The sequence below is a fragment of the Hyphomicrobium sp. genome, assembly GCF_035548195.1.
Classification (GTDB): domain Bacteria; phylum Pseudomonadota; class Alphaproteobacteria; order Rhizobiales; family Hyphomicrobiaceae; genus Hyphomicrobium_B.
This window is the reverse complement of sequence record NZ_DASZTY010000025.1, coordinates 357,729-382,727: the sequence shown is the minus strand read 5'-3', so window position 1 is coordinate 382,727 and position 24,999 is coordinate 357,729. Positions and strand designations below refer to the sequence as shown.

Annotated in this window: 29 protein-coding genes; 11 read left to right on the top strand and 18 right to left on the bottom strand. The window is 59.0% G+C overall.

The genetic code is table 11. The features are described from left to right. Positions 1-66 precede the first annotated feature (66 nt). Entirely contained in the window at positions 67-990 is a 924-nt protein-coding gene (locus VHB22_RS11430; RefSeq protein WP_325457089.1) for a pirin family protein, read from the top strand. 295 nt (positions 991-1,285) lie between these two features. Beyond that, positions 1,286-1,573 (top strand): hypothetical protein, encoded by a 288-nt coding sequence (locus VHB22_RS11425; protein WP_325457088.1) that lies wholly within the window; start codon positions 1,286-1,288, stop codon positions 1,571-1,573. Positions 1,574-1,614: 41 nt separating this feature from the next. Here VHB22_RS11425 and queF read toward each other — a convergent pair whose 3' ends face one another. The 3 genes from queF to queE are packed head-to-tail and all read right to left on the bottom strand — an operon-like array spanning position 1,615 to position 3,185. After that, on the bottom strand, positions 1,615-2,076 hold the full coding sequence (gene queF / locus VHB22_RS11420) for a preQ(1) synthase (RefSeq protein WP_325457087.1): 462 nt from the start codon (positions 2,074-2,076) through the stop codon (positions 1,615-1,617). A 6-nt stretch (positions 2,077-2,082) separates the two neighbouring features. After that, a complete protein-coding gene (locus tag VHB22_RS11415) occupies positions 2,083-2,496 on the bottom strand; it encodes a 6-carboxytetrahydropterin synthase (protein WP_325457086.1) in 414 nt (137 codons plus the stop codon). Positions 2,497-2,555: 59 nt separating this feature from the next. Beyond that, a complete protein-coding gene (queE, locus tag VHB22_RS11410) occupies positions 2,556-3,185 on the bottom strand; it encodes a 7-carboxy-7-deazaguanine synthase (protein ID WP_325457085.1) in 630 nt (209 codons plus the stop codon). A gap of 57 nt (positions 3,186-3,242) precedes the next feature. On the opposite strand from queE, the gene VHB22_RS11405 reads away from it, so the two are divergent. Beyond that, on the top strand, positions 3,243-3,740 hold the full coding sequence (locus VHB22_RS11405) for a PaaI family thioesterase (RefSeq protein WP_325457084.1): 498 nt from the start codon (positions 3,243-3,245) through the stop codon (positions 3,738-3,740). On the opposite strand, the gene VHB22_RS11400 is transcribed toward VHB22_RS11405, so the two are convergent. The 3 genes from VHB22_RS11400 to VHB22_RS11390 are packed head-to-tail and all read right to left on the bottom strand — an operon-like array spanning position 3,737 to position 5,025. Next, positions 3,737-3,982 (bottom strand): hypothetical protein, encoded by a 246-nt coding sequence (locus VHB22_RS11400; RefSeq protein WP_325457083.1) that lies wholly within the window; start codon positions 3,980-3,982, stop codon positions 3,737-3,739. The two genes, VHB22_RS11405 and VHB22_RS11400, sit on opposite strands and share 4 nt — an antisense overlap. Further along, positions 3,961-4,662, bottom strand: a complete 702-nt coding sequence (queC, locus tag VHB22_RS11395; protein WP_325457082.1) for a 7-cyano-7-deazaguanine synthase QueC — start codon at positions 4,660-4,662, stop codon at positions 3,961-3,963. The genes VHB22_RS11400 and queC overlap by 22 nt, the downstream gene beginning before the upstream one ends. Before the next feature lie 3 nt (positions 4,663-4,665). Continuing rightward, positions 4,666-5,025: a GFA family protein gene (locus VHB22_RS11390; protein ID WP_325457081.1), complete on the bottom strand. Its 360-nt coding sequence runs from the start codon at positions 5,023-5,025 to the stop codon at positions 4,666-4,668. A 154-nt stretch (positions 5,026-5,179) separates the two neighbouring features. Between VHB22_RS11390 and eno the strand changes: the two genes are divergently transcribed. The 6 genes from eno to VHB22_RS11360 all read left to right on the top strand — a co-directional run bounded on the left by eno (position 5,180) and on the right by VHB22_RS11360 (position 10,909). Further along, a complete protein-coding gene (gene eno, locus VHB22_RS11385; protein ID WP_325457080.1) occupies positions 5,180-6,466 on the top strand; it encodes a phosphopyruvate hydratase in 1,287 nt (428 codons plus the stop codon). An 86-nt stretch (positions 6,467-6,552) separates the two neighbouring features. Continuing rightward, the gene (locus tag VHB22_RS11380; RefSeq protein WP_325457079.1) at positions 6,553-6,888 is read left to right on the top strand and encodes a hypothetical protein; all 336 of its coding nucleotides are present in this window, start codon (positions 6,553-6,555) and stop codon (positions 6,886-6,888) included. Between the two features lie 102 nt (positions 6,889-6,990). Then, positions 6,991-7,308: a hypothetical protein gene (locus VHB22_RS11375; RefSeq protein ID WP_325457078.1), complete on the top strand. Its 318-nt coding sequence runs from the start codon at positions 6,991-6,993 to the stop codon at positions 7,306-7,308. An 813-nt stretch (positions 7,309-8,121) separates the two neighbouring features. Continuing rightward, positions 8,122-8,379 (top strand): hypothetical protein, encoded by a 258-nt coding sequence (locus VHB22_RS11370; RefSeq protein ID WP_325457077.1) that lies wholly within the window; start codon positions 8,122-8,124, stop codon positions 8,377-8,379. Positions 8,380-8,944: 565 nt separating this feature from the next. Next, positions 8,945-9,604, top strand: a complete 660-nt coding sequence (locus VHB22_RS11365; RefSeq protein ID WP_325457076.1) for a DUF2076 domain-containing protein — start codon at positions 8,945-8,947, stop codon at positions 9,602-9,604. A 375-nt stretch (positions 9,605-9,979) separates the two neighbouring features. Continuing rightward, on the top strand, positions 9,980-10,909 hold the full coding sequence (locus VHB22_RS11360) for a glutaminase (protein WP_414652737.1): 930 nt from the start codon (positions 9,980-9,982) through the stop codon (positions 10,907-10,909). Positions 10,910-10,920: 11 nt separating this feature from the next. Here the strand turns inward: VHB22_RS11360 and VHB22_RS11355 are convergent, their stop codons facing one another. Further along, positions 10,921-11,409 carry a DUF2165 domain-containing protein gene (locus tag VHB22_RS11355; protein WP_325457074.1) on the bottom strand — a complete coding sequence of 163 codons (489 nt, stop codon included), beginning with the start codon at positions 11,407-11,409 and terminating at the stop codon, positions 10,921-10,923. A 227-nt stretch (positions 11,410-11,636) separates the two neighbouring features. Here VHB22_RS11355 and VHB22_RS11350 point away from each other — a divergent pair, with 227 nt between their 5' ends. Beyond that, positions 11,637-11,969 (top strand): hypothetical protein, encoded by a 333-nt coding sequence (locus VHB22_RS11350; protein WP_325457073.1) that lies wholly within the window; start codon positions 11,637-11,639, stop codon positions 11,967-11,969. Between the two features lie 74 nt (positions 11,970-12,043). On the opposite strand, the gene VHB22_RS11345 is transcribed toward VHB22_RS11350, so the two are convergent. The 3 genes from VHB22_RS11345 to copM form a co-directional block, all read right to left on the bottom strand. Then, positions 12,044-12,499 (bottom strand): FKBP-type peptidyl-prolyl cis-trans isomerase, encoded by a 456-nt coding sequence (locus tag VHB22_RS11345; protein ID WP_325457072.1) that lies wholly within the window; start codon positions 12,497-12,499, stop codon positions 12,044-12,046. Positions 12,500-12,665: 166 nt separating this feature from the next. Continuing rightward, positions 12,666-14,915 carry a phosphoribosylformylglycinamidine synthase subunit PurL gene (gene purL / locus VHB22_RS11340; RefSeq protein WP_325457071.1) on the bottom strand — a complete coding sequence of 750 codons (2,250 nt, stop codon included), beginning with the start codon at positions 14,913-14,915 and terminating at the stop codon, positions 12,666-12,668. A 167-nt stretch (positions 14,916-15,082) separates the two neighbouring features. Continuing rightward, positions 15,083-15,388, bottom strand: coding sequence for a CopM family metallochaperone (gene copM / locus VHB22_RS11335; RefSeq protein ID WP_325457156.1), 306 nt, complete (start codon positions 15,386-15,388; stop codon positions 15,083-15,085). A gap of 313 nt (positions 15,389-15,701) precedes the next feature. On the opposite strand from copM, the gene VHB22_RS11330 reads away from it, so the two are divergent. Then, on the top strand, positions 15,702-16,091 hold the full coding sequence (locus VHB22_RS11330) for a hypothetical protein (RefSeq protein ID WP_325457070.1): 390 nt from the start codon (positions 15,702-15,704) through the stop codon (positions 16,089-16,091). Positions 16,092-16,553: 462 nt separating this feature from the next. On the opposite strand, the gene VHB22_RS11325 is transcribed toward VHB22_RS11330, so the two are convergent. The 8 genes from VHB22_RS11325 to rplI all read right to left on the bottom strand — a co-directional run bounded on the left by VHB22_RS11325 (position 16,554) and on the right by rplI (position 24,989). Beyond that, complete coding sequence (locus VHB22_RS11325; RefSeq protein WP_325457069.1) at positions 16,554-16,958, bottom strand: DUF930 domain-containing protein; 405 nt, start codon at positions 16,956-16,958, stop codon at positions 16,554-16,556. Between the two features lie 152 nt (positions 16,959-17,110). Further along, a complete protein-coding gene (locus VHB22_RS11320; RefSeq protein ID WP_325457068.1) occupies positions 17,111-17,899 on the bottom strand; it encodes an SDR family NAD(P)-dependent oxidoreductase in 789 nt (262 codons plus the stop codon). A 43-nt stretch (positions 17,900-17,942) separates the two neighbouring features. Beyond that, entirely contained in the window at positions 17,943-19,430 is a 1,488-nt protein-coding gene (gene purF / locus VHB22_RS11315) for an amidophosphoribosyltransferase (RefSeq protein ID WP_325457067.1), read from the bottom strand. A gap of 88 nt (positions 19,431-19,518) precedes the next feature. Beyond that, positions 19,519-20,151: a CvpA family protein gene (locus tag VHB22_RS11310; RefSeq protein WP_325457066.1), complete on the bottom strand. Its 633-nt coding sequence runs from the start codon at positions 20,149-20,151 to the stop codon at positions 19,519-19,521. 55 nt (positions 20,152-20,206) lie between these two features. Next, a complete protein-coding gene (radA, locus tag VHB22_RS11305) occupies positions 20,207-21,583 on the bottom strand; it encodes a DNA repair protein RadA (protein ID WP_325457065.1) in 1,377 nt (458 codons plus the stop codon). Continuing rightward, positions 21,584-22,723, bottom strand: coding sequence for an alanine racemase (alr, locus tag VHB22_RS11300; RefSeq protein WP_325457064.1), 1,140 nt, complete (start codon positions 22,721-22,723; stop codon positions 21,584-21,586). It abuts the gene before it with no gap. A gap of 24 nt (positions 22,724-22,747) precedes the next feature. Beyond that, the gene (locus VHB22_RS11295) at positions 22,748-24,256 is read right to left on the bottom strand and encodes a replicative DNA helicase (RefSeq protein ID WP_325457063.1); all 1,509 of its coding nucleotides are present in this window, start codon (positions 24,254-24,256) and stop codon (positions 22,748-22,750) included. A 145-nt stretch (positions 24,257-24,401) separates the two neighbouring features. Next, positions 24,402-24,989: a 50S ribosomal protein L9 gene (rplI, locus tag VHB22_RS11290; RefSeq protein WP_325457062.1), complete on the bottom strand. Its 588-nt coding sequence runs from the start codon at positions 24,987-24,989 to the stop codon at positions 24,402-24,404. Between the last annotated feature and the right edge of the window lie 10 nt (positions 24,990-24,999).

Genomic DNA, 24,999 nt, shown 5'->3' with positions numbered 1-24,999 from the left:
TGCTACGGGTTGCGCACGCGAGCAGACGCCTCCATTTATGCAACATTGGCGATGCGGAGTTTTGCAATGAGCTGGTTGACCGACAATGACCCTGTTCCCGGCGATGCAAAGTCTTGCGATGCCGTTGAGGACGTCATTATCCCTCGTGCGCGCGATCTCGGCGGCTTCGAAGTGCGCCGCGCCTTGCCGTCCGCGCGGCGCCAGATGGTCGGCCCGTTCATTTTCTTTGACCAGATGGGCCCAGCGCAGTTTCTTTCTGGACATGGAATCGACGTGCGGCCGCATCCGCATATCGGCCTCGCGACCGTGACCTATCTCTTCGATGGCCAGATCATGCACCGCGATAGCCTCGGCTCTGCGCTCTCTATCAAGCCGGGCGAGGTCAATCTCATGACAGCTGGAAAAGGCATTGTCCACTCGGAGCGTACCGCGCCCGATCTACGCGCCAGCGGGCAGAACGTATTCGGCATTCAATCGTGGATGGCGTTGCCCAAAGCGCACGAGGAAAGCGAACCGGTTTTCGCACATTTCGGGGTTTCCGATTTGCCGCGCTTTGATGGGGAAGGGAAACGCGTGCGGCTGATCATGGGTTCGCTTTATGGCGCGACATCGCCCGCATCGTTTCCATACGACTGCTTCTATGCCGAAGCGGTGCTCGCACCCGGCGCGGTTCTGCCGCTCGATCCCGATTATGACGAGCGCGGCGTTTACATCGCGTCGGGCAGCATCGATATCGCCGGGCAAACATTCGAGAGCGGGCAGCTTCTCGTTTTCAAGGCCGGCGATCGCATTTCCATCTTGGCAGAGACGAACGCACGATTGATGCTCCTCGGCGGCGAACCGATGGATGGCCCGCGCTTTATCTGGTGGAATTTCGTGAGCAGTTCGAAAGAACGCATCGAAATGGCCAAGAACGAATGGCGTCAAGGCAAGTTCGATATCGTCCCGGGCGATGCGAGCGAATTTATACCGCTGCCGGACGATCGTTGAAACGCTCACTTTCTTCGTATCAATATCGCGCGCGCAACCCGTCGACGTCCGGTGCGTTATTCAGTTCGCGTTTATCCGAACGTCACAAAGATGGCATGCACAGGGATATTATCTAAGCCCGACGGATGACGAACGCTGATGCGTTTATACCTGCATTCAGGTGCGTCACCTGACTCACATCGCGGCGCGGTTGGTCGCGTATGCATGTGACAGTGCGTAAGCAACTCAGGCGGTCCTGCCACTGCCTGCGTTTTTAATGACACAACACCCCCCTCTACAGGCTTAGGAGATACACATGCGTAATCTTCTTCTGGCGGCGGCCTTTGCGTTAGGACTCGGCTTTGCCGTCACCAGCGCGGAAGCTGCAACGATTGGCGGCAATGCCACCGCAATTCAGACTGCCGCGAAAAGCGGAAATTCTATCGTCGAAAAGACCTACTACCGCCGCCGCTATTGGCGTCATCGCTACTGGCGGCGTCATGGCTATTATCGCCCATGGGGTTATTATCACCGGCGGCATTATTGGGCCCGGCCTTATTGGCGGCATCACCGCTATTGGCGCCGTCACCACTATTGGAGATAACGAATCTCCGATTATCGGCTGACGGATGCGGGACGGGGCTTTCAGCCCCGTCCTTTGTATGTGGCGACCGCTTGGTCCGGCAGCCAGACATCTTTTGGCAACGTACCCGTCTGCCAGAAAACATCGATTGGAATGCCGCCGCGCGGATACCAGTAGCCGCCAATTCTCAGGTAGTGCGGCTTGATAAGCTCTGCGATGCGCTTGCCGATGGCGACCGTGCAATCTTCGTGAAAAGCACCGTGATTGCGGAATGCCGCCAGATAAAGTTTTAGCGACTTGCTTTCGAGCAGCCATTTCGCCGGAACATAGTCGATCACGAGATGCGCGAAATCGGGCTGCCCCGTGACGGGACAGAGCGACGTAAACTCCGGCGCCGTAAAACGCGCCGCATAGTACGTATCGTTATGCGGGTTGGCGACGCGTTCGAGTTCTGCATCATCCGGACTTCGCGGGATCGAAACTTGGTGGCCGAGTTGCTTCACGTCGGGCGTCTTGCGCGACATTGCCTATCACTCCGCCGCAAGCCGGCCCTCGGCCGATGGTCCGCGATAAATGCACCCCTCATTGCAGCTGTCGCGATGAACTTCGACCTGACAAAGGCCGGGGACCCGGTTCGCCAATCGGTTCCAGATCCACATTGCGATGCGTTCGAGCGTCGGTGCCTTAAGGCCTTCGATATCGTTCAACATGCGGTGATCGAGCGCGTCTTCAGTTTCGCGAAGCGCGGACGCCAGTTCCTCGAAATGGAAGATGTAGCCCGTGCTCTCGCCGGGCTCTCCTTCGATAACGATACGAGCGCGGAATGAGTGTCCGTGTACGCGCGCATTCGGCGTTCCCGGCGCGGCCGACGGCAGGAAGTGGGCAGCTTCGAACTTGAATTCTTTGTAAATTCGCATGCGCGCTGAATACGGGATTTTGGGCATCTGCGCCACCCCGGCGGGCTGCCAGACTTCGCGGCAAGCTGGCGCGGCGTGCGCCGCCGTTAAGGTATACCCAGCATTTTATGCGTCTGAAGCGACAGGCGCCAAGCCGGGTTCGCCTTGCAATAGGCGATGGCCGAGCGCGTGTTGGCCTCGCGCCCTGGACCGTCCATGGGCTGCAGAAACCTGTGTTCGAATGCAAGACCGAGAAAGCGCTCTGGGTCGATACCCGGCTGCGGGAAGACGAGTTTTAGCTCGTGGCCGCGGGTCTGCTTGAGTTCGACACCCGCTTTCGGAGACACGCAGATCCAGTCGATCGTATCGAGCACCGGCAGCGTCCCATTGGTCTCGATCGCGACAGTAAATCCGTGCACATGCAGCGCATCGATCAGATCTTGGTCAACCTGCAGCATCGGCTCGCCGCCCGTCAGAACGACAAGGACATTGCTGCAGGAGTCTGGACACAAAGCGCGGCAGGCGCGTGCTAAAGACTCCGCCGTTTGGAAACGTCCGCCACCTTCGCCGTCGGTTCCGACGAAATCGGTATCGCAGAATTGGCAAACGGCTTTCGCGCGGTCAGCTTCGCGCCCCGTCCATAGATTGCAGCCCGCAAAGCGGCAGAACACGGCGGCCCGGCCCGTGTTCGCGCCTTCGCCTTGTAGCGTATAGAAAATTTCCTTGACCGAATACATGCGCCGATAGGTACGGTGCGGCCTCAGCAAGTCAAGTTAAGGAGGGGCGCAGGCGGCATGACAGAGAGACGCGATGCAATGGACGACGGCCTGATCGATCTCGCAACGATGACTTCGATGAGCGGCCTTGAGGTCCTGCGAAAGATCTTGCGCGGCGACCTGCCGACCCTGCCCATCGCCAAAACGCTCGGTTTTTCCCTGACGGAGGTGGAAGAGGGCCGGGCCGTCGTCGTCTCGAAACCCGGTCTGGAGCACTACAACGTTATCAGGAGCGTCCACGCGGGATACACGGCGACGCTTCTCGACACGTGCATGGCCTGTGCGGTGTTTTCGACGTTGCCGAAGGGCACAGGCTTCACAACGATGGAATTCAAGATTTCACTGCTTCGTCCGTTAACGAAAGACACTGGTGTCGTACGTGCCGAAGGGACGCTTTTAAGCCGTGGCCGTCGTGGCGCGACCGCGGAAGGCCGCTTAACCGACGCGAACGGCAAGCTTCTTGCGCACGCGACAACGACATGCCTGATCTTTCCATTGGATTCGGCCGCGAGCTAGCCTGCTGCTGCGCGGATGGCTTCGAGTTCACTCTTGCTGTCCGAAAAGTCCTCAAACTGACGGCCTGCTCTGCGATACCAGTATCGGCTGTTTCCGCTATCGCCCGCGATCTTGTGCAGGCACGCGTGCAGCCAGCAAAAAAGCGGATCGGCCTCGTCACTCTGGGCAATGGCGTGCGCTTCGTCCCACCCGTCCGCGAGCGCAAGGTCGACCGCCTTTTTCAACGCGTCTTTGCCCGCCATTCTGTCCATCCTTTGGCACGAAGCGCGCACGCCGGACAGGAGCCGCATCCATAGCCCCAGTCATGGCGATGTGAACGATCGCCGAGGTAGCAAGTATGCGTATCCTCGACAACCGTGTCGACCAGAGCTTCGCCACCAAGCTTGGATGCCATGTCCCACGTCTCGGCCTTGTCGACGAACATCAGCGGCGTTTCGATTGTCATCGGCTTATCGAGTCCGAGCGATAGCGCTTGCGCCAGAGCTTGAATGGTGGCGTTGCGGCAATCGGGGTAGCCGGAAAAATCCGTCTCGCACATCCCGCCGACAAGCGTTCCAATGCCCCGCCGATAGGCGAGCGCGGCCGCATAGGTGAGAAAAAGGAGATTGCGTCCCGGTACGAACGTCGTTGGTAGGCCCGTCGACGAAAATGCGATCTCGGTCTCGCGCGTTAATGCGGTATCGCTGATGCTTTGGAGCGCAGGGAGATCGAGAACCGTATCGGCGCCGAGCTTTGCCCTCCAATCGCCGAGTACTGCCAGCTTCGATCGAATAACCGGACGCTGTGCCACTTCGACGGCATGGCGCTGGCCGTAGGTGAAGCCGACGGTTTCGACGCGCTGGTAGCGATCGAGAGCCCATGCCAAACAAACGGTCGAATCCTGACCACCGGAGAACAGCACGAGAGCTGATGAGTTCGACACGGCTCAGAGGCTTCTGCCGTCGATCATTTGCGGCTTCAATTCGGCCGCGTCGATCCCGTCGAGACACCGAACGTTGACCGCGACCATCGGCCCTGCATTGGGTTTCTCGCCCCTCGCGAACGAGGCGACCCCACACGTTGAGCAGAACAGATGATGAATGACCTTCTTGTTGAACTGGTAATCGGTCAGATTTTCCTGTCCGGACAACAGACGAAACTTCGCGTCCGGCACGAATGTCAATATTGTCCCCCGCTTCTGGCAGATGGAACAATTGCAGCTAAAAAGGCTTTGAAGATCCGATTCGACCTCGTAGCGAACCCGGCCACAATGACAGCCGCCGGCCCACGTCTTTACCTCTGTCATGAATCTGGTTCCTTGGTCGGTTAACTAGCCGTTCGGGTAGGGCGGCATCGCCCGGCAGGACTTTGCTTGCGGCCTGAATAGAGTTTACAACCCGGACGCAAAATTCTCAAAGTCGTTCATTCACGACGCGCAGCAACAAGATTTAGGAAAACTCATGACCGGTATCGTCGATATCATCGGCCGCGAAATTCTGGACAGCCGTGGCAATCCGACGGTCGAGGTCGACGTTGTCCTCGAAGACGGCGTTGAGGGCCGGGCAGCGGTTCCTTCGGGTGCCTCGACCGGCGCCCATGAAGCCATCGAACTCCGCGATAACGATAAAGGGCGCTATCTCGGCAGGGGCGTGCTGAAAGCCGTCGACGCCGTGAATGGCGAAATCTTCGACGCGCTCGCGGGCATGGACGCCGAAGACCAGCGAGGCATCGACGCCGCGCTGATCAAACTGGATGGCACGGAGAACAAGAGCCGTTTCGGCGCCAACGCCATTCTCGGCGTATCGCTTGCCATCGCGAAGGCTGCGGCGAAATCGAACAATCTGCCTCTGTACCGCTACATTGGCGGGGTCAATGCGCATATTCTTCCCGTGCCGATGATGAATATCATCAACGGCGGCGCACATGCCGACAATCCGATCGACATTCAGGAATTCATGATTGTGCCGATTGGCGCGGAAACGTGCGCCGATGCCATCCGGATGGGGGCCGAGGTCTTCCATACGTTGAAGAAAAACCTGAAGGATGCCGGTCACAGTACATCGATTGGCGACGAGGGCGGGTTCGCGCCGAATCTCAAGAGCGCCGATGAAGCTCTGTCTTTCATCACGAAGGCAATTGAAAAGGCGGGCTATAAACCCGGCCACGATGTTGCCCTGGCGATCGATTGCGCATCGAACGAATATTTCAAGAACGGCAAATATGAATTGAAGGGTGAAGGCAAATCGCTCGATAGCGCGAGCAATGCGAAATATCTCGAAGATCTCGTCGCCCGCTACCCGATCATTTCCGTAGAAGATGGAATGTCGGAAGACGACTGGGCTGGATGGAAGATTTTGACCGATGTTCTCGGCAAGCGGTGCCAGCTCGTTGGTGACGACATTTTCGTCACCAACACCAAGCGTCTCGCCGACGGCATAGAAAAAGGGATCGCGAATTCGATCCTCGTTAAAGTCAATCAAATCGGTTCGCTATCGGAAACGCTGGACGCAGTGAGTATGGCGCAGCGCGCTGGTTACACCGCAGTGATGTCGCACCGCTCGGGCGAAACCGAAGACTCCACGATCGCCGACTTGGCCGTTGCGACGAACTGTGGCCAGATAAAGACCGGCTCGATGTCACGCTCAGATCGTCTTGCGAAATACAATCAGCTTATTCGCATCGAAGAGGCTCTCGGCGACGTCGCTGAATATGCCGGACGATCGATTATGCATCGCTTTTCCAAATAAGCGCGACGTTACCGTAGCGCCCGTTCGGGAACCCATCTCCCACGGTCCACGTTATCCCGCGAGTGAGTAGCAGCTCGAGGGAGACAATGGGTGAGCCGCGCTTAAAACGCACTGAGCTGCGCAAGCGCCGCTCGCAACGCAAACCGTGGAAAGCGACGCGCGTAAAGGCGCAAAAGTTGATGCGCGCCGTCCCCTCAAATCAACGTTTTTCGCCTGCTGATCGCGAAGTGTACAGCCAGCAGGTCTTCACCGGCCACGAATTTTTTCCGCCTCGAAGACCGCTTGCAGTGCGCATTTTGCTGCGCATAGTCGGCTTGGCGTCCGACGTGACCTTACTCATTCTTTTATCGCCGATACTCGCCGGATGGTATGTCTATCGCGTGCTCCGGAATTTTCGTCATACGCGACTCGATAAATCCTGATCCGAAAGCGAACCTTCAATCTCACGCGCATTTTACGCGGAACAGGCTCCTGGATGGAGCGTTTTACAAATGTAGGCAGAAAATAATAAGGATGGAAACGCTATGAACAAATTGATTGCCGCAACCGCTTTTGCTGCTCTGTTTGCTGCGGCACCGGCGATGGCTGCCGATGCCCCAAACGCCGATCCAGGGGTGAACACGGGTAAGCAGGCAAGAACGCCGGCTGACAATTCAGTTGGAATAAAAGGGGCGCCCGGAAACAAGAACGGTCCGTCCATGAAATCGGATTCCAGCAACGGAAGCAGCTCGGGCGAAATGGGCAAGAGCGGTACATCTTCGTCGGACGAAGCAGCAGGCGTGAAGGGCGCCGAAGGCGGAAAAAATGGCCCGTCCGCCAAAGACCCTGGTTCGACCCAATAAAGAGCTTTCGAGTTTAAGATTGAGAGCCCTGGTTGCACCCAGGGCTCTTTCTTACGCTCGATTCAGTCGCGTTCAAGTCAGCTCGCATTGCGCTTTTTCTTCGCCAGCTTAGCGCTGCGCTTCTTTTCGTTTTCTTGCTTGCGTTGCTTCGCGACAATCTTTCTTCGCCGGTTGTCAGACATGGTAGGCATGGCGCCGCTTCTCCGTCAGTTGGTGAATGAAAATCTTTTTCAGACAACACACATGCCATGCAAGAGAGAGCGACGCCATCCCGTTGTTTTCGCCGACCTATTCTGCCGGAACTTGAGGCCAGCCGTCAGCGTGCCCATATAAACCGCCATGGTTTTCAAAGAGCTCCACGTTACGGGGAGCAGAGTTATGCGAAAAATTGGCACCGTGCTTGCGGTTGGCGCCGTGGCGATGACCTCGCCGCTATGTGCGCTGGCCGATTCGAACATGGTTCCGGGTCCCGCAGCGGCGAATCCGCCGATCGTACGAACGCCGCCCAGCGTGCGTACTGGATCGGTGCCCCCGGGTTACGACATTCCCAGCACCAACCCGTCTTATCCGCGTAGGTTGCGGGACTACTCAAACCCGAACGTCAGATACCCTCCGGCATTTCCTCGATCGAGCATCAGGCGGAGGTAGTTCGTCATTCGAAGGTGACGCCTAAAAGTGACGGTACGCGCCGACCCCCGCCTCTTTCATGTAGATACGTGCCCGCGCCCTTGAATTTGTCGTACTTCGATGAGAGGCATGTGCAGATATTAGTTCGCGCCGGTGCGGTCGCGTCTCTGCGATTCGGAGGGGATGATGAAACGTGCGATTTTAGTCATTTTGGGCATTCTTGTTTTTGCCTGTCCGGCGTCTGCACAGATGCGGCGTTATTCGACGGCTCCGCGCAACCCTCAGATCATCAGAACACCGCCCAGTTCGGCGATGGGCGCCGCCGGCATTTCAGCGCCGACAACGTCATCGACCAAGTCGATGTATCCTGCGCCAATCAAAAAATACTATGATCCGTTAAACCGCGATCCGACCATTCGGAATCCGAACTTGCGCAAATACTGATAGCGCTAGAACTGTCGGCAAAAAATCGCGCTGGCGAAATATCTGATAACGCGAAGCCGTCCGGCGGCGACAAGAGCCGGAATCCTAGCCCCGAGGAAAAAGAGAAAGTATCGGGCGCCTAGGATGCCGCTTACTGGAAAAGCCGGGCGCAGGCGCGTGTTGTGATGGCGCGGGACTGGATGCGGCGAGTTCCTCGCGCAATCGCCGGAATGCTTCCTCAAACTTCACTTTCTTCTGCATACGAGACGCACGTGCGCGTTTGGCAAATTCGCCGACTTTCATAGGTTCAATTTTCCCAATGTAATGTTGGAATACCGACCGGATTTCGGTTCGACGGGCGCTATGCTTATGACGAGCTTAGTCCGTTCCACCGTCACAAACGTCGGCAATGGCAAGAAGTTCCGCGGGTTCGTTCCGTCGTTTCGACCCGAGGTGTTCGCGCAGTCTTGGAATTCTTGGATCACCGAAAAGTAATCCCCGCGACCACTATTTCCGCCGAACCGGAGAACCTATATGCGCTTGGCCGCGCAGGCTGGCGCGGCGACCGCTGCCGAGGATCAAGGCAATGAACCCGCAAGAGCAACACCTCATCGAGGATCTGTTTACTCGTCTCAAAAGTATGAGCACCGCAGAAAAAGACCCCGACGCATTCCAACTCATCCGCGATATTATCGGCCGCTTTCCCGACGCGCCCTATTATCTGACTCAAAGCGTGCTGGTGCAGCAGCAGGCGCTGGATCGCGCCGACGCACGGATCCGTGAGCTTGAGCAACAGATGCGACAATCTCCACCCGGCGAACCTAGAACGTCGCCGAGTTTCCTAGGGGGCTCGTCCGTTCCGCCTGCAGGACGCCGCTTTTCGGATGAGCCGTCATCGGACCAGCCAAGGAATGATAGTCCGTGGACCCGGCCAGCCCCGGCAAGGTCAGGCGGCTTTTTGTCATCCGCACTGTCAACAGCGACAGGCGTGGCGGGCGGCATGTTTCTGGCCGATAGCATCCGTAGTCTGTTCGGAAGCGGTAACAACCTCTCTAATCCAGGTTCCGCGGCGGCGTCGGATTATCAGGCCTCTCTTGATCGGGCGCAGGATGATGCACAAGATGCCGAGGACGATGCCGCCCAGGCGCGCAAAGATCTTGCGGCTGACGATGCCGCCCTCGACGACATGCAAGACGAGCAGGACGGCGACTGGTCCGACGATGACGATGGCAGCATGGATATCTGACCGTCCAAACAATGGAGCCTTTGCCGGTCAATTCGCTGTTGACAACATCGCCGCAGGATTGACCCGACTCACAGCATTTACCAACCTATGCACTGCCCGCCATCCCTAGCGGGAGTCACCTGCCATGTGACCGTCGGCGGGATGCCCCCACCGGCGGTCTTTCTGTGTCTTCAGGGCGGCATTCGTCGTTGATGTGTAAAGACCGCGGGCCGCGACACCAAAAACGGCTTCGGCAATCGCCCACTTGATCTCGCGCTGCTCAACCCGAATGATGCGGGACCCTCGAGGTGTTCGGCCGATCGTCGTCCGAAACCTGCGGCGCGTCACACCCAAGGGCCTGGTAGGTATGACATGGAAAATGTGATGAGAAGTCCCATGTTCAAACTCGACGACGTCGTCGCGGAAATTACGGACGCCGTGAAGCAGCGGTCCGATCGTGGCGAGGTCGCAAGCTATATTCCGGAGCTTGCCCGCGTTGACACGAGCGCATTTGGCATTGCCGTTGTCGATGTTGCGGGAAATGTCGCCGTCGGCGGCGACAGTGAAACACCCTTTTCCATTCAGAGCATCTCTAAAGTCTTCACGCTGACTTTGGCATTAGGGAAGTTTGGCGACCGGCTCTGGCGCCGCGTCGGCCGCGAACCGTCAGGCAGCCCGTTCAACTCCATCGTCCAGCTCGAACGAGAGCAGGGGATTCCCCGTAATCCGTTCATCAACGCGGGAGCGCTTGCGGTCACCGACCTCATCCTATCGGGGCACCAGCCGCGTGAGGCATTAGGCGAAATATTGAGATTCATGCAATTCCTGGCTGACGATTCGTCGATCACGATCGATCAGGCGGTGGCCGCGTCTGAGCATCGAACCGGGTTCCGCAACGCGGCGCTTGCCAACTACATGAAGTCATTTGGCGTCCTCGATAACCCAGTCGATTTCACATTGGGCGTCTATTTCCATCACTGCGCAATTTCCATGTCGTGCCGTCAACTCGCAATGGCCGCGCAGTTTTTAGCGCGAGACGGGAAACATCCATTGACAGGCATGTCGGTCGTTACACCGGAGCGCGCCCGCCGCATCAATGCTCTGATGTTGACGTGCGGACATTATGATGGCTCTGGGGAATTCGCCTATCGGGTCGGATTACCGGGAAAGAGCGGCGTAGGCGGCGGCATTCTGGCAATCGCGCCGGGCAAAGCATCGATCGCCGTCTGGTCCCCTGGCCTGGACACGAATGGCAATTCACATCTTGGCCGCATCGCCCTTGAGATGCTGACCAAGCAAATGGGCTGGTCGATCTTCAGAGCTTGAACTTCCAAAAGTCATGTGTCCGGCTGATTGACAAACACAAGCACCGCAAGCACCGAAATATAGAATCGGAATGCGGCTTCCTGGCCGTTCCAAATTTTTGATTGCCACATCTCGAACCATTCGCCGCCGACGACCATGAAACCAAAAAACCAGACCAGAAACGCGAGCGTACTCGCCGCGACCGCATAACCTTTAGCCTCGTTGAATGCCTCGGCCCCCGCGTGGCGTAGGCGCCAAAGCACAGCCGCGCCGATAACGAAGAGAATGCCCGTCAATGCCTCGGCGACGATGATGGCCCCATAGGCGGCCTGCCAGACGGTTGCACTCGTCATCGCGCGGTACTTTAAACTGTTGTCAGGAAAAGTCGTGTCCATGCTCAACACGTGTTGCACGAAGGCGAAGTTCGTCGCCGGATCGATCACGTTGTCGACGGCAACGAGCAAACAAAAAATCCCCAGCGCAACGCACATGACAATCTTTGCAAGCCGAGTGATCCGCATCGAAAAACCTCTTTCTCGTCCTCTCCCCCGCCGGGTTGCGGTTTCGAACGCTAAGACGCATTGAGCGATTACATGGCGATTTCTCGCCCCGTCGATATACATTTGCGGCCCGGAGCGCATATATAGCGGATATGAAAAGTGCCGCTCTCGCGTTTGTCGTAGCGCTGCTCTGGACATCGGTCCCGTGCGGGCTGGCGTTTGCAGAGCCTGAGCCGGATAGCCCCGCCATGATTTTCCTGCCGCCCGGCGGAGCCTATTGCCGGGACTTTCTGCGCTTGGAGCCTATGCAGAGATACGATTCAGGCGCCACGCCCATCAGGAATGGTGATGCGGTCGATTACTTTACTTACCGCGGGATAGAGGAATGGATGCGCGGGTTTGTGACCGCGGCGAATATTCTAAGTGCGAAGAGCGGAGATGGAGATGTAACCAAAGGCAAAGATCTCTACGAACTCATGCCAGAGTTATTCGAGTATTGCCGCTCGCACCGAAACGACATCTTTTCCGACGCCGCAACACGTTTTCTTACATCGCAAAAGAGTGCCGGTGTGCCGAAGTAAATGATCGCATCCCTCAATAGAGGGCGCGTTTGACCGGTATAGCGCCGTGACGGCGCGATAGAAATTCAGCGGCGCTATTTTATGCCAAGCAATTCGACGTCGAACATCAGCGTGGCATTCGGCGGAATCACGCTGCCTGCGCCGCGTGCGCCATAGCCAAGCTGCGGTGGAATGATAAGGGTGCGTTTGCCGCCGACTTTCATCGTCGCGACACCTTCGTCCCAGCCCTTGATAACGCGTCCCGTGCCGATCGGAAATTCGAAGGGCTGTCCGCGGTCGAGCGACGAGTCAAACTTGGCGCCTTTTTTGCCGTCCTGATAGAGCCAGCCCGTGTAGTGCATGACGCAGATCTGGCCGGTCGCAGGCGTAGCACCGGTACCGACGACGGTGTCTTCATACTGGAGCCCGGATGGTGTCGTGGTCATGTGTGATCCTTGTTCTGCACGTGCGGAATGGTGAGGTAGAGTTACACCACAAAGGGCAACGGGCGCGGCGATGGCCATCATGATCGGGAAGCGAGGATAGCGCATATCGGTTTCTCCGTTTTCAGCGGCGCCCCTTAGATAGGCACTCTCACTACGTCTTTATCGTCCTGGCGAAGGCCGTGATCAACGCAAGGCTTTAAAAAATCCTTTTTTCGAGCGCTGTCATACGTGCCCACCTTCGACGGCGCGACGACGAGCGTGGATATTAAGTTTATCCGCCGAGCTCTCCGCTCATCAGCTTCGGCAAAAATCCTTCGTGCGCGGAGCGAAGCTCGGACAGCGGAAGCGCCGTTTCGCCCTTGAGCGCGATCGCGTCGCCGCCGACGCGGCCGACAATGCGGGCAGGAAGTTCGAGCAATCGCGCGCGCTCCAGAACTTCTTCGGCTTTTTGCGGTGTCACCTCGACGATGTAACGGCCCTGATCCTCGCCGAACCAAACGGCGTGTGCCGGAAGCTTGCCCTCATAGGCATAAAGCTCGACGCCCATTCCGGCAGCTTCGCGCGAAAGCCCATACTTGCCGCCCGCGAGCGCCATTTCAGCGATCGCGACGAGAAGACCGCCGTCGGCGCAATCGTGGACGGCGAGCACACGCCCTTCGCGGATCAGCGTTCGGATTAGACGACCCGCTTTGACCTCAGATTCAAGATCGACCGGCGGCGGAGCGCCTTCAAATTTGCCGGTCGCGTGCTGCTGATAGAGCGACTGTCCGAGGTGGCCTTCCTCACGCCCGATGACGATCAGCACGTTGCCTTCCGTCTTCAAGCGGATGTCGGCGAGTTTCGACGCGTCGGGAATAAGCCCTACGCCGCCGATCGCGGGAGTCGGCGGAATGCCGATGCCGTTGGTTTCGTTGTAAAGCGAGACGTTGCCCGAAACGACAGGATAATTGAGCACGCGGCATGCTTCGCCCATGCCGCGTACGCTCGCCACGAATTGTCCCATGATCTCGGGCCGTTCCGGATTTGCGAAATTCATGTTGTCGGTGATCGCAAGCGGATCGGCGCCCGTCGCAGTCAAGTTGCGCCATGTTTCAACCACGGCTTGCTTGGTGCCTTCTTCGGGATCGGCGGTGACGTAGCGGGGCGTCACATCGCAAGCGACGGCGATGGCTTTCTGCGTATCGTGCACACGCACGACGCCAGCATCGCCGCCAGGACGGCCGACCGTGTCGCCCATCACCATGTGGTCGTACTGTTCCCAGATCCAGCGGCGTGACGAGAGATGATGACTGCTCATCATGTCTTTCAGCGTGCCGAGGATCGAGTTCGGAGCGGGCACCCATTCGGGCAGGATTTTCGCGGGCTTTTTCGGCTCGATGTACGGCCGCTTGTACATCGGTGCGGAGTTCGCGAGCACCGGCACCGGGAGATCGGCTTCGACGTTGCCTTTGTGCTTGATGACCATCCGCTGCGTATCGGTCGTGTGTCCGATCACGGCGAAGTCGAGACCCCATTTCGTGAAAATCGCCTTCGCATCATCCTCGCGCTCGGGTTTCAGGATCATCAGCATGCGTTCCTGGCTTTCCGAGAGCATCATCTCGTAAGCTGTCATGCCGGGTTCACGCTGGGGTACGAGATCGAGATCGAGTTCGATGCCGACGCCGCCCTTGTCTGCCATCTCCGACGTCGATGAGGTGAGGCCTGCCGCGCCCATATCCTGAATGGCGATGATTGAATCCGTCGCCATCAATTCGAGGCACGCTTCGATCAGGAGTTTCTCGGTGAACGGATCGCCGACTTGCACGGTCGGGCGTTTCTCATCCGACTTTTCGTCGAACTCCGCCGATGCCATTGTCGCGCCGTGGATGCCGTCGCGTCCCGTTTTCGAGCCGACGTAGACGACGGGAAGGCCGACGCCTTTCGCCGCCGAATAGAAAATCTTGTCCGTCTTCGCGAGGCCGACGCACATCGCGTTGACGAGAATGTTGTTGTCGTAGCCTGCGTCGAAATTCGTTTCGCCGCCGATCGTCGGCACGCCTGTGCAATTGCCGTAATGCGCGATGCCCGCCACGACGCCGCCAACGAGGTGGCGCGTCTTCGGATGATCCGGTGCGCCGAAGCGCAGGGCGTTGAGATTTGCGACAGGCCGTGCGCCCATCGTGAACACGTCGCGCATGATGCCGCCGACACCGGTCGCCGCGCCCTGAAACGGTTCGATATACGAAGGGTGGTTGTGGCTTTCCATCTTGAAGATGACCGCGTCGCCGTCTCCGAGATCGACGACGCCAGCATTCTCCCCGGGGCCTTGGATCACTTTTGCGCCGGATGTCGGCAGCGTCTTCAGCCAGATGCGCGAGGATTTGTAGGAGCAGTGCTCACTCCACATCACCGAGAAGATACCGAGTTCGCAGATTGACGGCTCGCGCCCGAGAATTTCGAGCAGCCGCTGATATTCGTCCGGTTTGAGGCCGTGTTCGGCAACGATTTCAGGCGTGATTTTGCGGGTGCTCGTCTCGGTCATCGGTGTCTCGTCGGACGCTCGGATTGCGTCCGCTTATATGGGCTTAAGCCGGGTTTGTCGCCTTTAGCGCTTCCGGTGCGCAATGGCCAAACGTCGCGACAGTACAGGTCGCAAGCGGCCCGTGGATGGCCGGGTCGAGACCGGCCATGGAGCGGAGAAAACGTCGCTCACTTCCTGTGCTTCGCGAGCCAGGCGTTCATGTCCGCGATCTCCGATTCCTGAGCTTTGATGATGCCTTCCGCGAGCTTTCGGATCTCAGGATCTTTCCCGTAATGCAGCTCGATCTTTGCCATGTCGATCGCGCCCTGGTGATGCGGGATCATGCCTTTGACAAAATCGACATCGGCGTCGCCCGTGAGCGGCACCATCATCGCTGCATGCATCTTGTGGTTCGCGGCTTCAAACGCCTTGGACGACGGCGCCGCGTCAGCCGCATGGCTCATGTTCATATGATCCATCGCTTTCATGTCCATGTCCTCGGCCCTGACGTCGGACGTGGCGAACAAACCCAAGCAGAGGAGAAGGGGAGCAAAATTTCTCACGGTGATCCTTTTCAAGTTTCACAAACAGCGGCCGCCGCCATTCACCCGCTTTGGATGTGGCCGACGCGTCCTACCCGTTCGGGCTGTGACTGTTGCGCGCTGCACAATCATCATTGCGGCATTGCAATATTATCGATTTCAGATGCCAGGTCAGAGACTTATCTATTGCCTCAGCGACGACGTCATGCCCAGACAATGGTGCGCGGGCTTGAACTCGGCGCTCTTGGACAGTGGAGTTCCTGTCATGACGACTTCCGCAAAACTCGCAAGTGTTGTGCTTCTTTCGGGTTTGGCCGTACTGCCCCAACGGGCTCCGGCATTCGCCGACGACGTAGCGACCTACCATGTTGCTGCGCTCAAGGGCATCACTTTGTCAGTCGGATCAAAGCGGGCCGTCGGCTATTATACGGCCACCGACAATGCGTGCCACCTGACACTGATGTTGGCGGATCCTTACACCGGCACCGAGAAGGCCGTTTCTGAGCCTGTGCGGGTCAACGTGAAGGTGCAGGAAGGGACGTCGGCAAGCGTCGACGCCCTTGAAGGTTCGCTCGCCTTTCAATGCGCTCCGGGTGCGACATCGATGATGATACAACCCATCCAGCGCGTTGCTTACAACGCGACCGCGAAATAACGGCAGGCAAATCGATCGGCGCTTCAAATCCACGCTTGCAAGTCGTTCGAACGAGCTGAAGAGAGCGAAAGCTCCCTTCTCCTTATTTCCGTTAACGATTAGAATAATGAATTATTTTAACGAGTTATGGTTTTTCGCCGCTACATGGCGGCGTAGCCAAACGCCGCACTGGCGGTTCGTGTGGGGATCGTATATCTACAGTGTAGAAGAAGCGGCCCGAGGGCTTTATCTCGGGAGCTGGGCGCATTGACGCGGCCGGCTAGCTGAACATAGGTGATGTTATGAAGGCTCTCGTTGTTGCCGTGCTGAATGCGCTTTCGTCCGCGTCGGTCGCGGATGCTCAGGCCGGCCGGCGGCGCGCGAACGCCCGCTGATTTCAGGTGTTCGACTGCATGAAGAAGGGGCCGGCGGCCCCTTTTTTGTTGCCTCGTCGCATGCCGGAAGGCCGGTGTCGGGGCAACGTCACTTCCACAAGCCGTAGTCTTCGTATTTGTCTTCCGGAATTTCGGCGCCCAGTTGAAAATCGAAGGACTTGGCGCGCATTTGGTCGTCGGTCACGGTGCATTTGTACTTCAGTCCATACCAGCGATGATTGGCACGGACGGCGCCGCTGGTGGCGGTGACGACATTGTTTTTGAACGTTGCCCGAGTGACCGTGCTCGTTTTGACCCGGTCTATTCTCCGCAGATGGGTCCCCTTGCGAAGGACGTCGAGACCGCGAAGCGTGCAGGCTTGATGCGCGCGCTCCTCCGGGTCCAGCTCCTTAAGTACGCGATCCATATGGGCATCGGCATAGGCGCAGGCCGCACCGCTCACCACTCCCCCCATGACGATGAGCAGCACGTAAAAGTCCTTCGTTCGAAGCATTCCCGGTATTTCCCCGTCCCATTTCGATCGCAGATCAAGAGATTGCGCGCCGTCCCCCCGACGGCGCCCTCAAAACGCGCGAACATGTGTCGGGATTGAGGCAAAAACCTGCAAACTGCATCGCAGCCATTAGGGATAAAAACGGGGCGAGCTTAAAGATCCGCGTTTGCCACGGCATTATCCGTGCTGGCATGCCTTGGGCGGTGCGTGGTGCGCCATTCACGAAAATTGATGATTTCCCCATTTCGCTCGCAGTGCGGCGAGGCGAGGTCGAGGAAAAGGGGTACAACTTCATCCGGAGCTGGCAAGCTCGCCGGGTCTTCGCCCGGGAAGGCCTTTGCGCGCATGTGCGTGCGCATAGCGCCAGGGTTGATCAAATTCGCCCGGACGGACGTATTCGTTAGTTCCGCCGCCCACGACTTCACCAGCGCCTCAAGACCGGCCTTTGACGCGGCGTAAGGTCCCCAATAAGCGTACTTCCCGCTTGCGGCGCCGGAGGTCACGAAAATGGCGCGGCCTGCGTCCGAACGCTTCAAAAGCGGATCGAGTGTTCGGATCAGCCGCCAGTTGGCGTTGAGATTGATATCGATCGTTGTGAGGAATCCTTCCTCGGTCGTATGACCGAGCGGCGAGAGAGGACCGAGGATTCCCGCGTTACCGACGAGAATGTCGAGATGCTGCCAGCGCTGATAGAGCGTCGGCCCGAGTTGATCGATGCGATCGCCCTTCAGCAGATCGAGCTGCAAGAGCGTCGCCGCGCCGCCTGCGGCTTGAATTTCATCGTCCAGAGATTCTAGGGCACCCAGCGATCGAGCCGTGACGACGACGTGGGCACCCGCCCTCGCGAGGCCGAGCGCCACGGCTCTGCCGATCCCGCGCGATGCGCCTGTGACGAGCGCAATGCGTCCTCTCAGCGGGGCGTCTTGGAAGCTTTCCGTCATACGAAATACTCAAGTTACGGAAGGTGGCGACGAAATGCCCGCGTCAGCCGACCTCAGCGAGAAGCGAAAGCTGGCGCGGAATGGATTCGCCATCGTGGTCGGTCAAATTGGTCGGATAATCGCCGGTGAAACAATGATCGGTGAACTGAGGGGCGCGGTCGTCCCGGTGTTCGAGACCGATGGCGCGGTAGATTCCGTTCACCGAGAGAAATGCTAAGCTGTCGGCGCCCATGAACGCCCGCATTTCTTCAAGCGACATGTTCGCTGCCAGCAGGTCTTTCTTGCTTGGCGTGTCGATGCCGTAAAAATCGGGATGCGTAATCGGCGGCGAGGAGATGCGCATATGAACTTCGCGCGCGCCGGCGTCGCGGATGAGCTGGACGATCTTCTTGGAGGTCGTGCCGCGTACGACGCTGTCATCGATCAGGACGACGCGGTTGCCGCGGATGACACCGGAGTTCGCCGAGTGCTTCAGCTTGACGCCGAGCTGGCGTATGCGCTGCTCGGGCTCGATGAATGTGCGGCCAACATAGTGATTGCGGATGATCCCGAGTTCGAAGGGAAGGTTGCTTTGCTGGCTGAAGCCGATTGAGGCCGGAACGCCCGAGTCGGGGATCGGCACGACGACGTCGACATCGGCAGGTGCTTCACGCGCGAGCTCGATGCCCATGCGCTTGCGGATGTCATAGACAGTTTGCCCGCCAACGATGGAATCGGGGCGGGCAAAGTAGATGTATTCGAAGATGCAGGGGCGCGCCGGGCGCATCGGGAAGGGGCGGTGGCTTTCGAGCCCCTGGTCGGTGATAACGACGACCTCGCCATTCTCAACCTCGCGCAGGAACTCCGCGCCGACCATGTCGAGCGCACACGTCTCCGAAGCGAGCACATAAGACGAGCCGAGACGTCCGATCACCAGCGGCCGAATGCCGACAGGATCGCGCGCGCCGATCATCATGTCGTTGGTCAGGCAGACGAGCGCATAAGAGCCTTCGATCTGCCGGATTGCATCGATGAAGCGCTCGACGATGCGACGCTTCTTCGAACGCGAGAGAAGATGAAGAATGACCTCGGTATCGGAGGTCGATTGATAGATGGCGCCGGACGAAATGAGTTCGCGACGGAGCGTCAGGGCGTTGGTGAGATTGCCGTTGTGGGCAACCGCGAAACCGCCGGTATCGATATCGCAGAAAAGGGGCTGAACGTTTCGGATGAGCGGATCGCCGGTTGTCGAGTAGCGATCGTGGCCGATGGCCATGCGGCCTTTGAGACGTGCTAGGACATCGGGTTTTGAGAAATTGTCGCCGACAAGTCCCATGCGGCGTTCGGAATGGAAGTTGCGGCCGTCGTAGGAGACGATCCCGGCCGCCTCCTGACCGCGGTGCTGGAGTGCGTGCAGACCCAGCGCCGTTATCGCAGCGGCGTCCGGATGATCGAAGATGCCGAAGACGCCGCACTCTTCCCGCAAACGGTCGTCGCCGTAGCGGGTAAAGGTCAGACCATCGACTTCGGTCACGCCGCCTCTCTGTGCCATCAGGCACCTCCCGCGCTTGAGCTGCCCTAACGCCCGATTACGCCGGGTAATCATACCGAACGCGTCTAGGCCGTCCGGACCGGCCACGTCACGCGACCGTCATATAGTACCGTACGCCCTTAATGACCAGCGCGACGGAACGCCCTTTTTGGTCAAGAGATCCTTGCTGTCCGCCCGGCGGCTCGGTTGCGGGCGGCGGATTCGTCGAAGGCTGTGGAATGACTTGCAAAAGCACCGACCGGATGGCCTCCCCCGTCGCCTTAACGTAATCGCGGAAGTAGGCGTCGCGAACCATAGGGGTCTGCTTGTCCTTGTCCGGGGAAATGAACGCCTCGTAGGCCATATAGGGAATGACGAACAGCAGGAACCCCCGCAGCACGCCGAAGATGAAACCGAGAACGCGGTCAACCATGCCGACCTGACTGTCGAGTATGGCGTCCGAAATGCGCGCCGTGATGAGATGCACGACAATCAGCACGATCAGCGCGACGACAAGCGCAACGGCGACCGTCGCGACCTGCGGCGGCAAGCTCGTTTGCTTCGCAAGTTCGGTGGTCATGTCCTTCTTGGTGCTGAAGATCCAATATCCGACGCCCGCTGCAGCGATCCAGGACAGGATCGACAGAAGCTCGCGCGCGAAGCCTCGGTACATGGCCAGAAGACCGGAAATGAATGCCACTGCGATCAGCGCAAGGTCCAAATAGGTCAACGGACCGATCATGGCTGAATTCCCTCTCTCATCCAGATCCCCCTGGGGCGGAGATTCGCTCGCATGTTCAGTTGCATGGCGCCGCCCCCTCTGCAAGCGACTTGAGGTGTGCGATGCGGGATAGTGACAGTTTCAGCCCACGGGTGTCGGCGTCGCCGCTCTCTGGCAAAAAGGCCTGCGAAAATCCGAGTTTAGATGCTTCCTTGAGACGGGCAGTCATCATAGCCGCCGCCCGAACCGCGCCGGACAAGGAAACTTCGCCAAAATAGACGGCGTCGCGCGGCAGAGGTACGCCGGTCATCGCGGACAGCAGGGCGGCCGCAGCTGCGAGGTCGGCGGCTGGCTCCGCAATTTTGAGCCCACCGGCAACATTGAGGTAAACGTCGTGTCCGGTGAACGAAACGCCGCAGCGGGCATCCAGAACGGCGAGCAGCATTGCCAGCCGGTTGCTGTCCCAGCCGACGACAGCTCGGCGCGGCGTTCCAAGGCCGGAGGGTGCGACTAAAGCCTGGATTTCGACGAGCAGCGGCCGTGTGCCCTCGACTCCGGCAAAGACAGCGGCGCCGGGGCTTTGACCGTCGCGGTCGCCAAGAAAGAGTTCGGACGGATTAGTGACCTCCTTGAGGCCCCCGGTCACCATCTCGAAAACGCCGATCTCGTCGCTCGGTCCGAAGCGGTTCTTGACGGCACGCAGGATGCGATAGGGAAGTCCGCGATCGCCTTCGAAATACAACACCGTGTCGACCATGTGCTCGATCACCTTGGGTCCGGCGATCTGTCCGTCCTTGGTGACATGACCGACGAGCAGCAGTGCCGAACCCGCCATTTTGGCGTAACGGATCAGAGCGAGGGCGGCGGCGCGGACCTGGCTGACCGTCCCTGGCGCGGCGTCGAGGGTATCGGCCCACAGCGTTTGAATAGAATCGATGATGATGAGGTCGGGCGGGCGGTCATCACCGAGCGTTGCGAGAATATTTGCGAGATTGGTTTCCGATGCGAGGCCGACCTGCGCGTCTGCCAATCCAAGCCGTCCCGCGCGGAGGCGTACCTGCGCGATGGCTTCCTCTCCCGAAAAGTAGATCGAGCGCCCGCCGCGCCGTGCGAGGTGCGCGGCGACTTGCAATAGAAGCGTCGATTTTCCGATGCCCGGTTCGCCGCCGATCAGGATGGCCGACCCCGGCACAACGCCGCCGCCGGTCACGCGATCGAGTTCTCCGATGCCGCTTGAAAAGCGCGGCGCTTCTTCAGCGGACCCGATTAGGGATTCGAGCTTGATGACGCGGCCCTTTGACTGCCGCGTGACGCCGGAGCCGGGAGGCGGTCCCGCGTCCGTTTCTTCGACGAGCGAGTTCCATTCGCCGCACGCACTGCATTTGCCCGCCCAGCGCGCCGAGGTCGCCCCGCAGTTCTGGCAGACGTAAAGCGATTTCGCCGGCTTCGCCATTTACGTGCCATCCTCGATGTAGAGACGCGTGAAGCGCGGACTGAGGCGCGTCAGGATTTCATAGCCAATGGTTCCTGCGGAAAATCCAGCATCTTCGGCCGTCAGACCTTCGCCGATCAGCATTGCGAATTCTCCGGCACGTGCGGCGCCATCCGGCAGATCGGTGACGTCGATGGTGACGAGGTCCATCGACACGCGGCCGACGACGGGCGCCATATGCCCCATAATCAGCACATGCCCGCCTGGTCGTCCGTCGGGCGCACTCGCCGAGCGTGGAATGCCGTCTGCATAGCCTGCGGCAACCGTAGCAATCCGGCTCGGCCGCTTGGCGCGCCACGTTGCGGAATAGCCAACCGTTTCTCCGGGCATGACATCGGCGACTGCAAGGATGCGTGCCGAAACGGTGACTGCGGCTTTTACCGGTGCTGGGGCCTGCGATGCCTGTCCGCCGTAAATGGCGTAGCCGGGTCGAACGAGATCGAAGTGATAGGATGGCCCAAGCATTAATCCGTCGGACGCAGCCAAGCTTCGCCGCACGCCTGGAAAGAGCGCCGACAATGTCTCGAACGCAAGAAGCTGATGGCGGTTTTTCGGGTCGCGCGGATTGTCCGCCGAAGCGAGATGGCTCATCACCAGATCGAGCGTAACGCCGGTCATTAATCCCGGCTCGGCGGCCAGACGGCGGACATCGCGCACGGGAAGCCCAAGGCGATTGAGGCCGGTGTCGATGTGAACTCCGGCTGCTAATTTTTTGCCGCGTGTTTTGCAGAGCGCCGACCACGCGACGACGTCGTCGAGTGTCGAGAGAACCGGTTTCACATCATGCCGCGCGAACTGCGCGGCGGATGCACCTACGAGTCCATCGAGCGCAAAAATTTCGGCGCTGGGGGCGAGCCTGCGCGCGGCTTCCGCTTCCTCCGGCGTCGCGATGAAAAACGTCATGCATCCGGCGCGCGCGAGCGCAGGGATTACGTAATCGGCGCCTAGTCCGTAAGCGTTCGCTTTCACGACGGCACCGCACCGCGCCGGCGCGACCTTAGCCGCCAGCGCCTGCCAGTTGGCCGCAATCTGTCCGAGATCGATGGTAATTGTGCCGGTCGCGCTCGCCAGAGTGCCCGACATGCGCGCGTCCACCGTCATTGGAAGCCTTTCGTTCCCACCCGATCAGTGCGGCGGCAGCATATAATCCCGCGCCAGATTGCCAAACCGCGTGAATTGCCCTTCGAACGCCAACTCGACTGTGCCGACGGGACCGTGACGCTGCTTGCCGATGATGACCTCCGCTTTGCCGGAGACCTGACTCATCTTGGTCATCCAATCGGCAAATTCAGGCGTTCCTTCGGCGGGCTTCAGGCGTTCGACGTAATATTCCTCACGGAACACAAACATCACAACGTCGGCGTCCTGCTCAATCGAGCCCGATTCACGCAAATCGGAGAGTTGCGGGCGTTTGTCTTCGCGCTGCTCGACCTGACGTGAGAGCTGCGACAACGCCATGATCGGAACATTCAATTCCTTGGCGAGCGCCTTGAGTCCGGTCGTGATCTCGGTGATTTCCTGAACGCGATTGTCGCTGCGCGCTTTCGATCCCGCGAGCAGCTGCAAATAGTCGACCACGAGCATGTCGAGACCGTGCTGCCGCTTGAGCTTGCGCGCTCTGGCCGAAAGCTGCGCAATCGTAATGCCGCCCGTCTGGTCGATGAAGAGCGGAATGCGTGACATTTCGTTGGCGACGTCGGCAAGCTTCCGGAACTCGTTTTCGTCGATCATGCCACGCCGGATTTTCTCCGACGAGATTTCCGCCTGCTCCGCGAGAATACGTGTCGCGAGCTGCTCGGACGACATTTCGAGCGAGAAGAAGCCGACGATGCCGCCATCGACCGTTTCCATCGTGCCGTCGGGACGCCGCTCACCGCGATAGGCTTTCGCGACGTTGTAAGCGATGTTCGTTGCGAGCGCCGTTTTGCCCATCGAGGGACGACCCGCAAGAATAATAAGGTCGGAGCGCTGCAAGCCGCCGAGCTTGTTGTCGAGATCAGTCAGCCCCGTCGAAGCCCCTGACAGATGGCCGGAGCGTTGAAAGGCGCTATTCGCCATCTCGATCGCGGTCGTCAATGCCGATTTGAACGTCTCGAAACCCTTGCCGTACTTGTTCTGCTCGGCAAGCGAATAGAGGCGGCCTTCCGCGTCTTCGATTTGCGCGCGCGGCGCATGATCGACGGGACTGTCGTAGGCCGCATTGACCATGTCCTCGCCGATGAGAATCAGCGAGCGCCGCGTCGCGAGATCGTAGATCGTGCGACCGTATTCGGCGGCGTTGATGATCGTTGTCGCGTTCGCTGCGAGGCGGCCAAGGTATTGCGGCACAGTCATCGTCGCGTCGATCGGCTCGACGTTCTCGAAGAACGTCTTGACCGTCACCGGCGTCGCCGTCTTGCCCGCATGGATGAGTGTTGCGAGCGTCTCGTAGATGCGTCCGTGCAGCGGATCAAAGAAATGATCGGGAGACAAAAATGTTGAAACACGGTCGAGCGCCTCGTTGTTGACGAGGATCGCGCCGAGCAGCGCTTGCTCGGCTTCAAGGTTGTGAGGTGGCTGACGGAAGGTCAGCGGTTCATTTGCCGAGCCAGCTTGCTTGAGCTTCTCGGTTGCGAGGACTGCGGGATCTGCCATGTGCGGGACGCTAGCAGATTCCGCGTTTCCTGCCGCCTGTCTGACCGTCGCGCAGCGGCGTCGTCCCCGTTATCAACACCGGCTCGCGGAAAGGCTTGGCCGTTGCGAATCAGGCAACGGCCAAGTTTGTCGAATCGATTCTCGATTAGGATTGTTCTTCCGATGCCTCGGCGGCTTCAACCGGACGGCCTTCCTGGTGTTCGGCGTCCGGATCGAATGTTTCGAGTTCAAGCGCTTCGTCCTTGATGAGGGAGACGTTTTCGCCGCGCGCCTGCTTCTCGGCTTCGTCCTGGGAGCGGGCGATGTTGAGCGTGACCGTGCTGATGACTTCTGGATGCAACTGGACTTTCGCAGGCGTCAGCCCAAGCGTTTTGATCGGTTTGTCGAGAACGATCTGGTTGCGGTCGACGGTGAAACCGCCCTCGGTGATAATTTCGGCGATATCGCGCGTCGAAACAGAGCCATAGAGCTGACCCGTATCGCCGGCTGCGCGGATGATGACGAAGGATTGCCCATCGAGCTTTGCGGAGACGGCTTCGGCCTCGGTCTTGTGCGCGAGGTTTTCGGCTTCGAGTTGGGCGCGGCGGCCTTCGAAGACCTTCTTGTTTTCGTCCGTGGCGCGGAGCGCCTTCTTCTGCGGCAGGAGATAGTTGCGCGCATATCCGTCCTTGACGTTGACGATGTCGCCCATCTGGCCGAGGCGGCCGATACGCTGAAGCAGAATGACTTGCATGGGTTAAGTT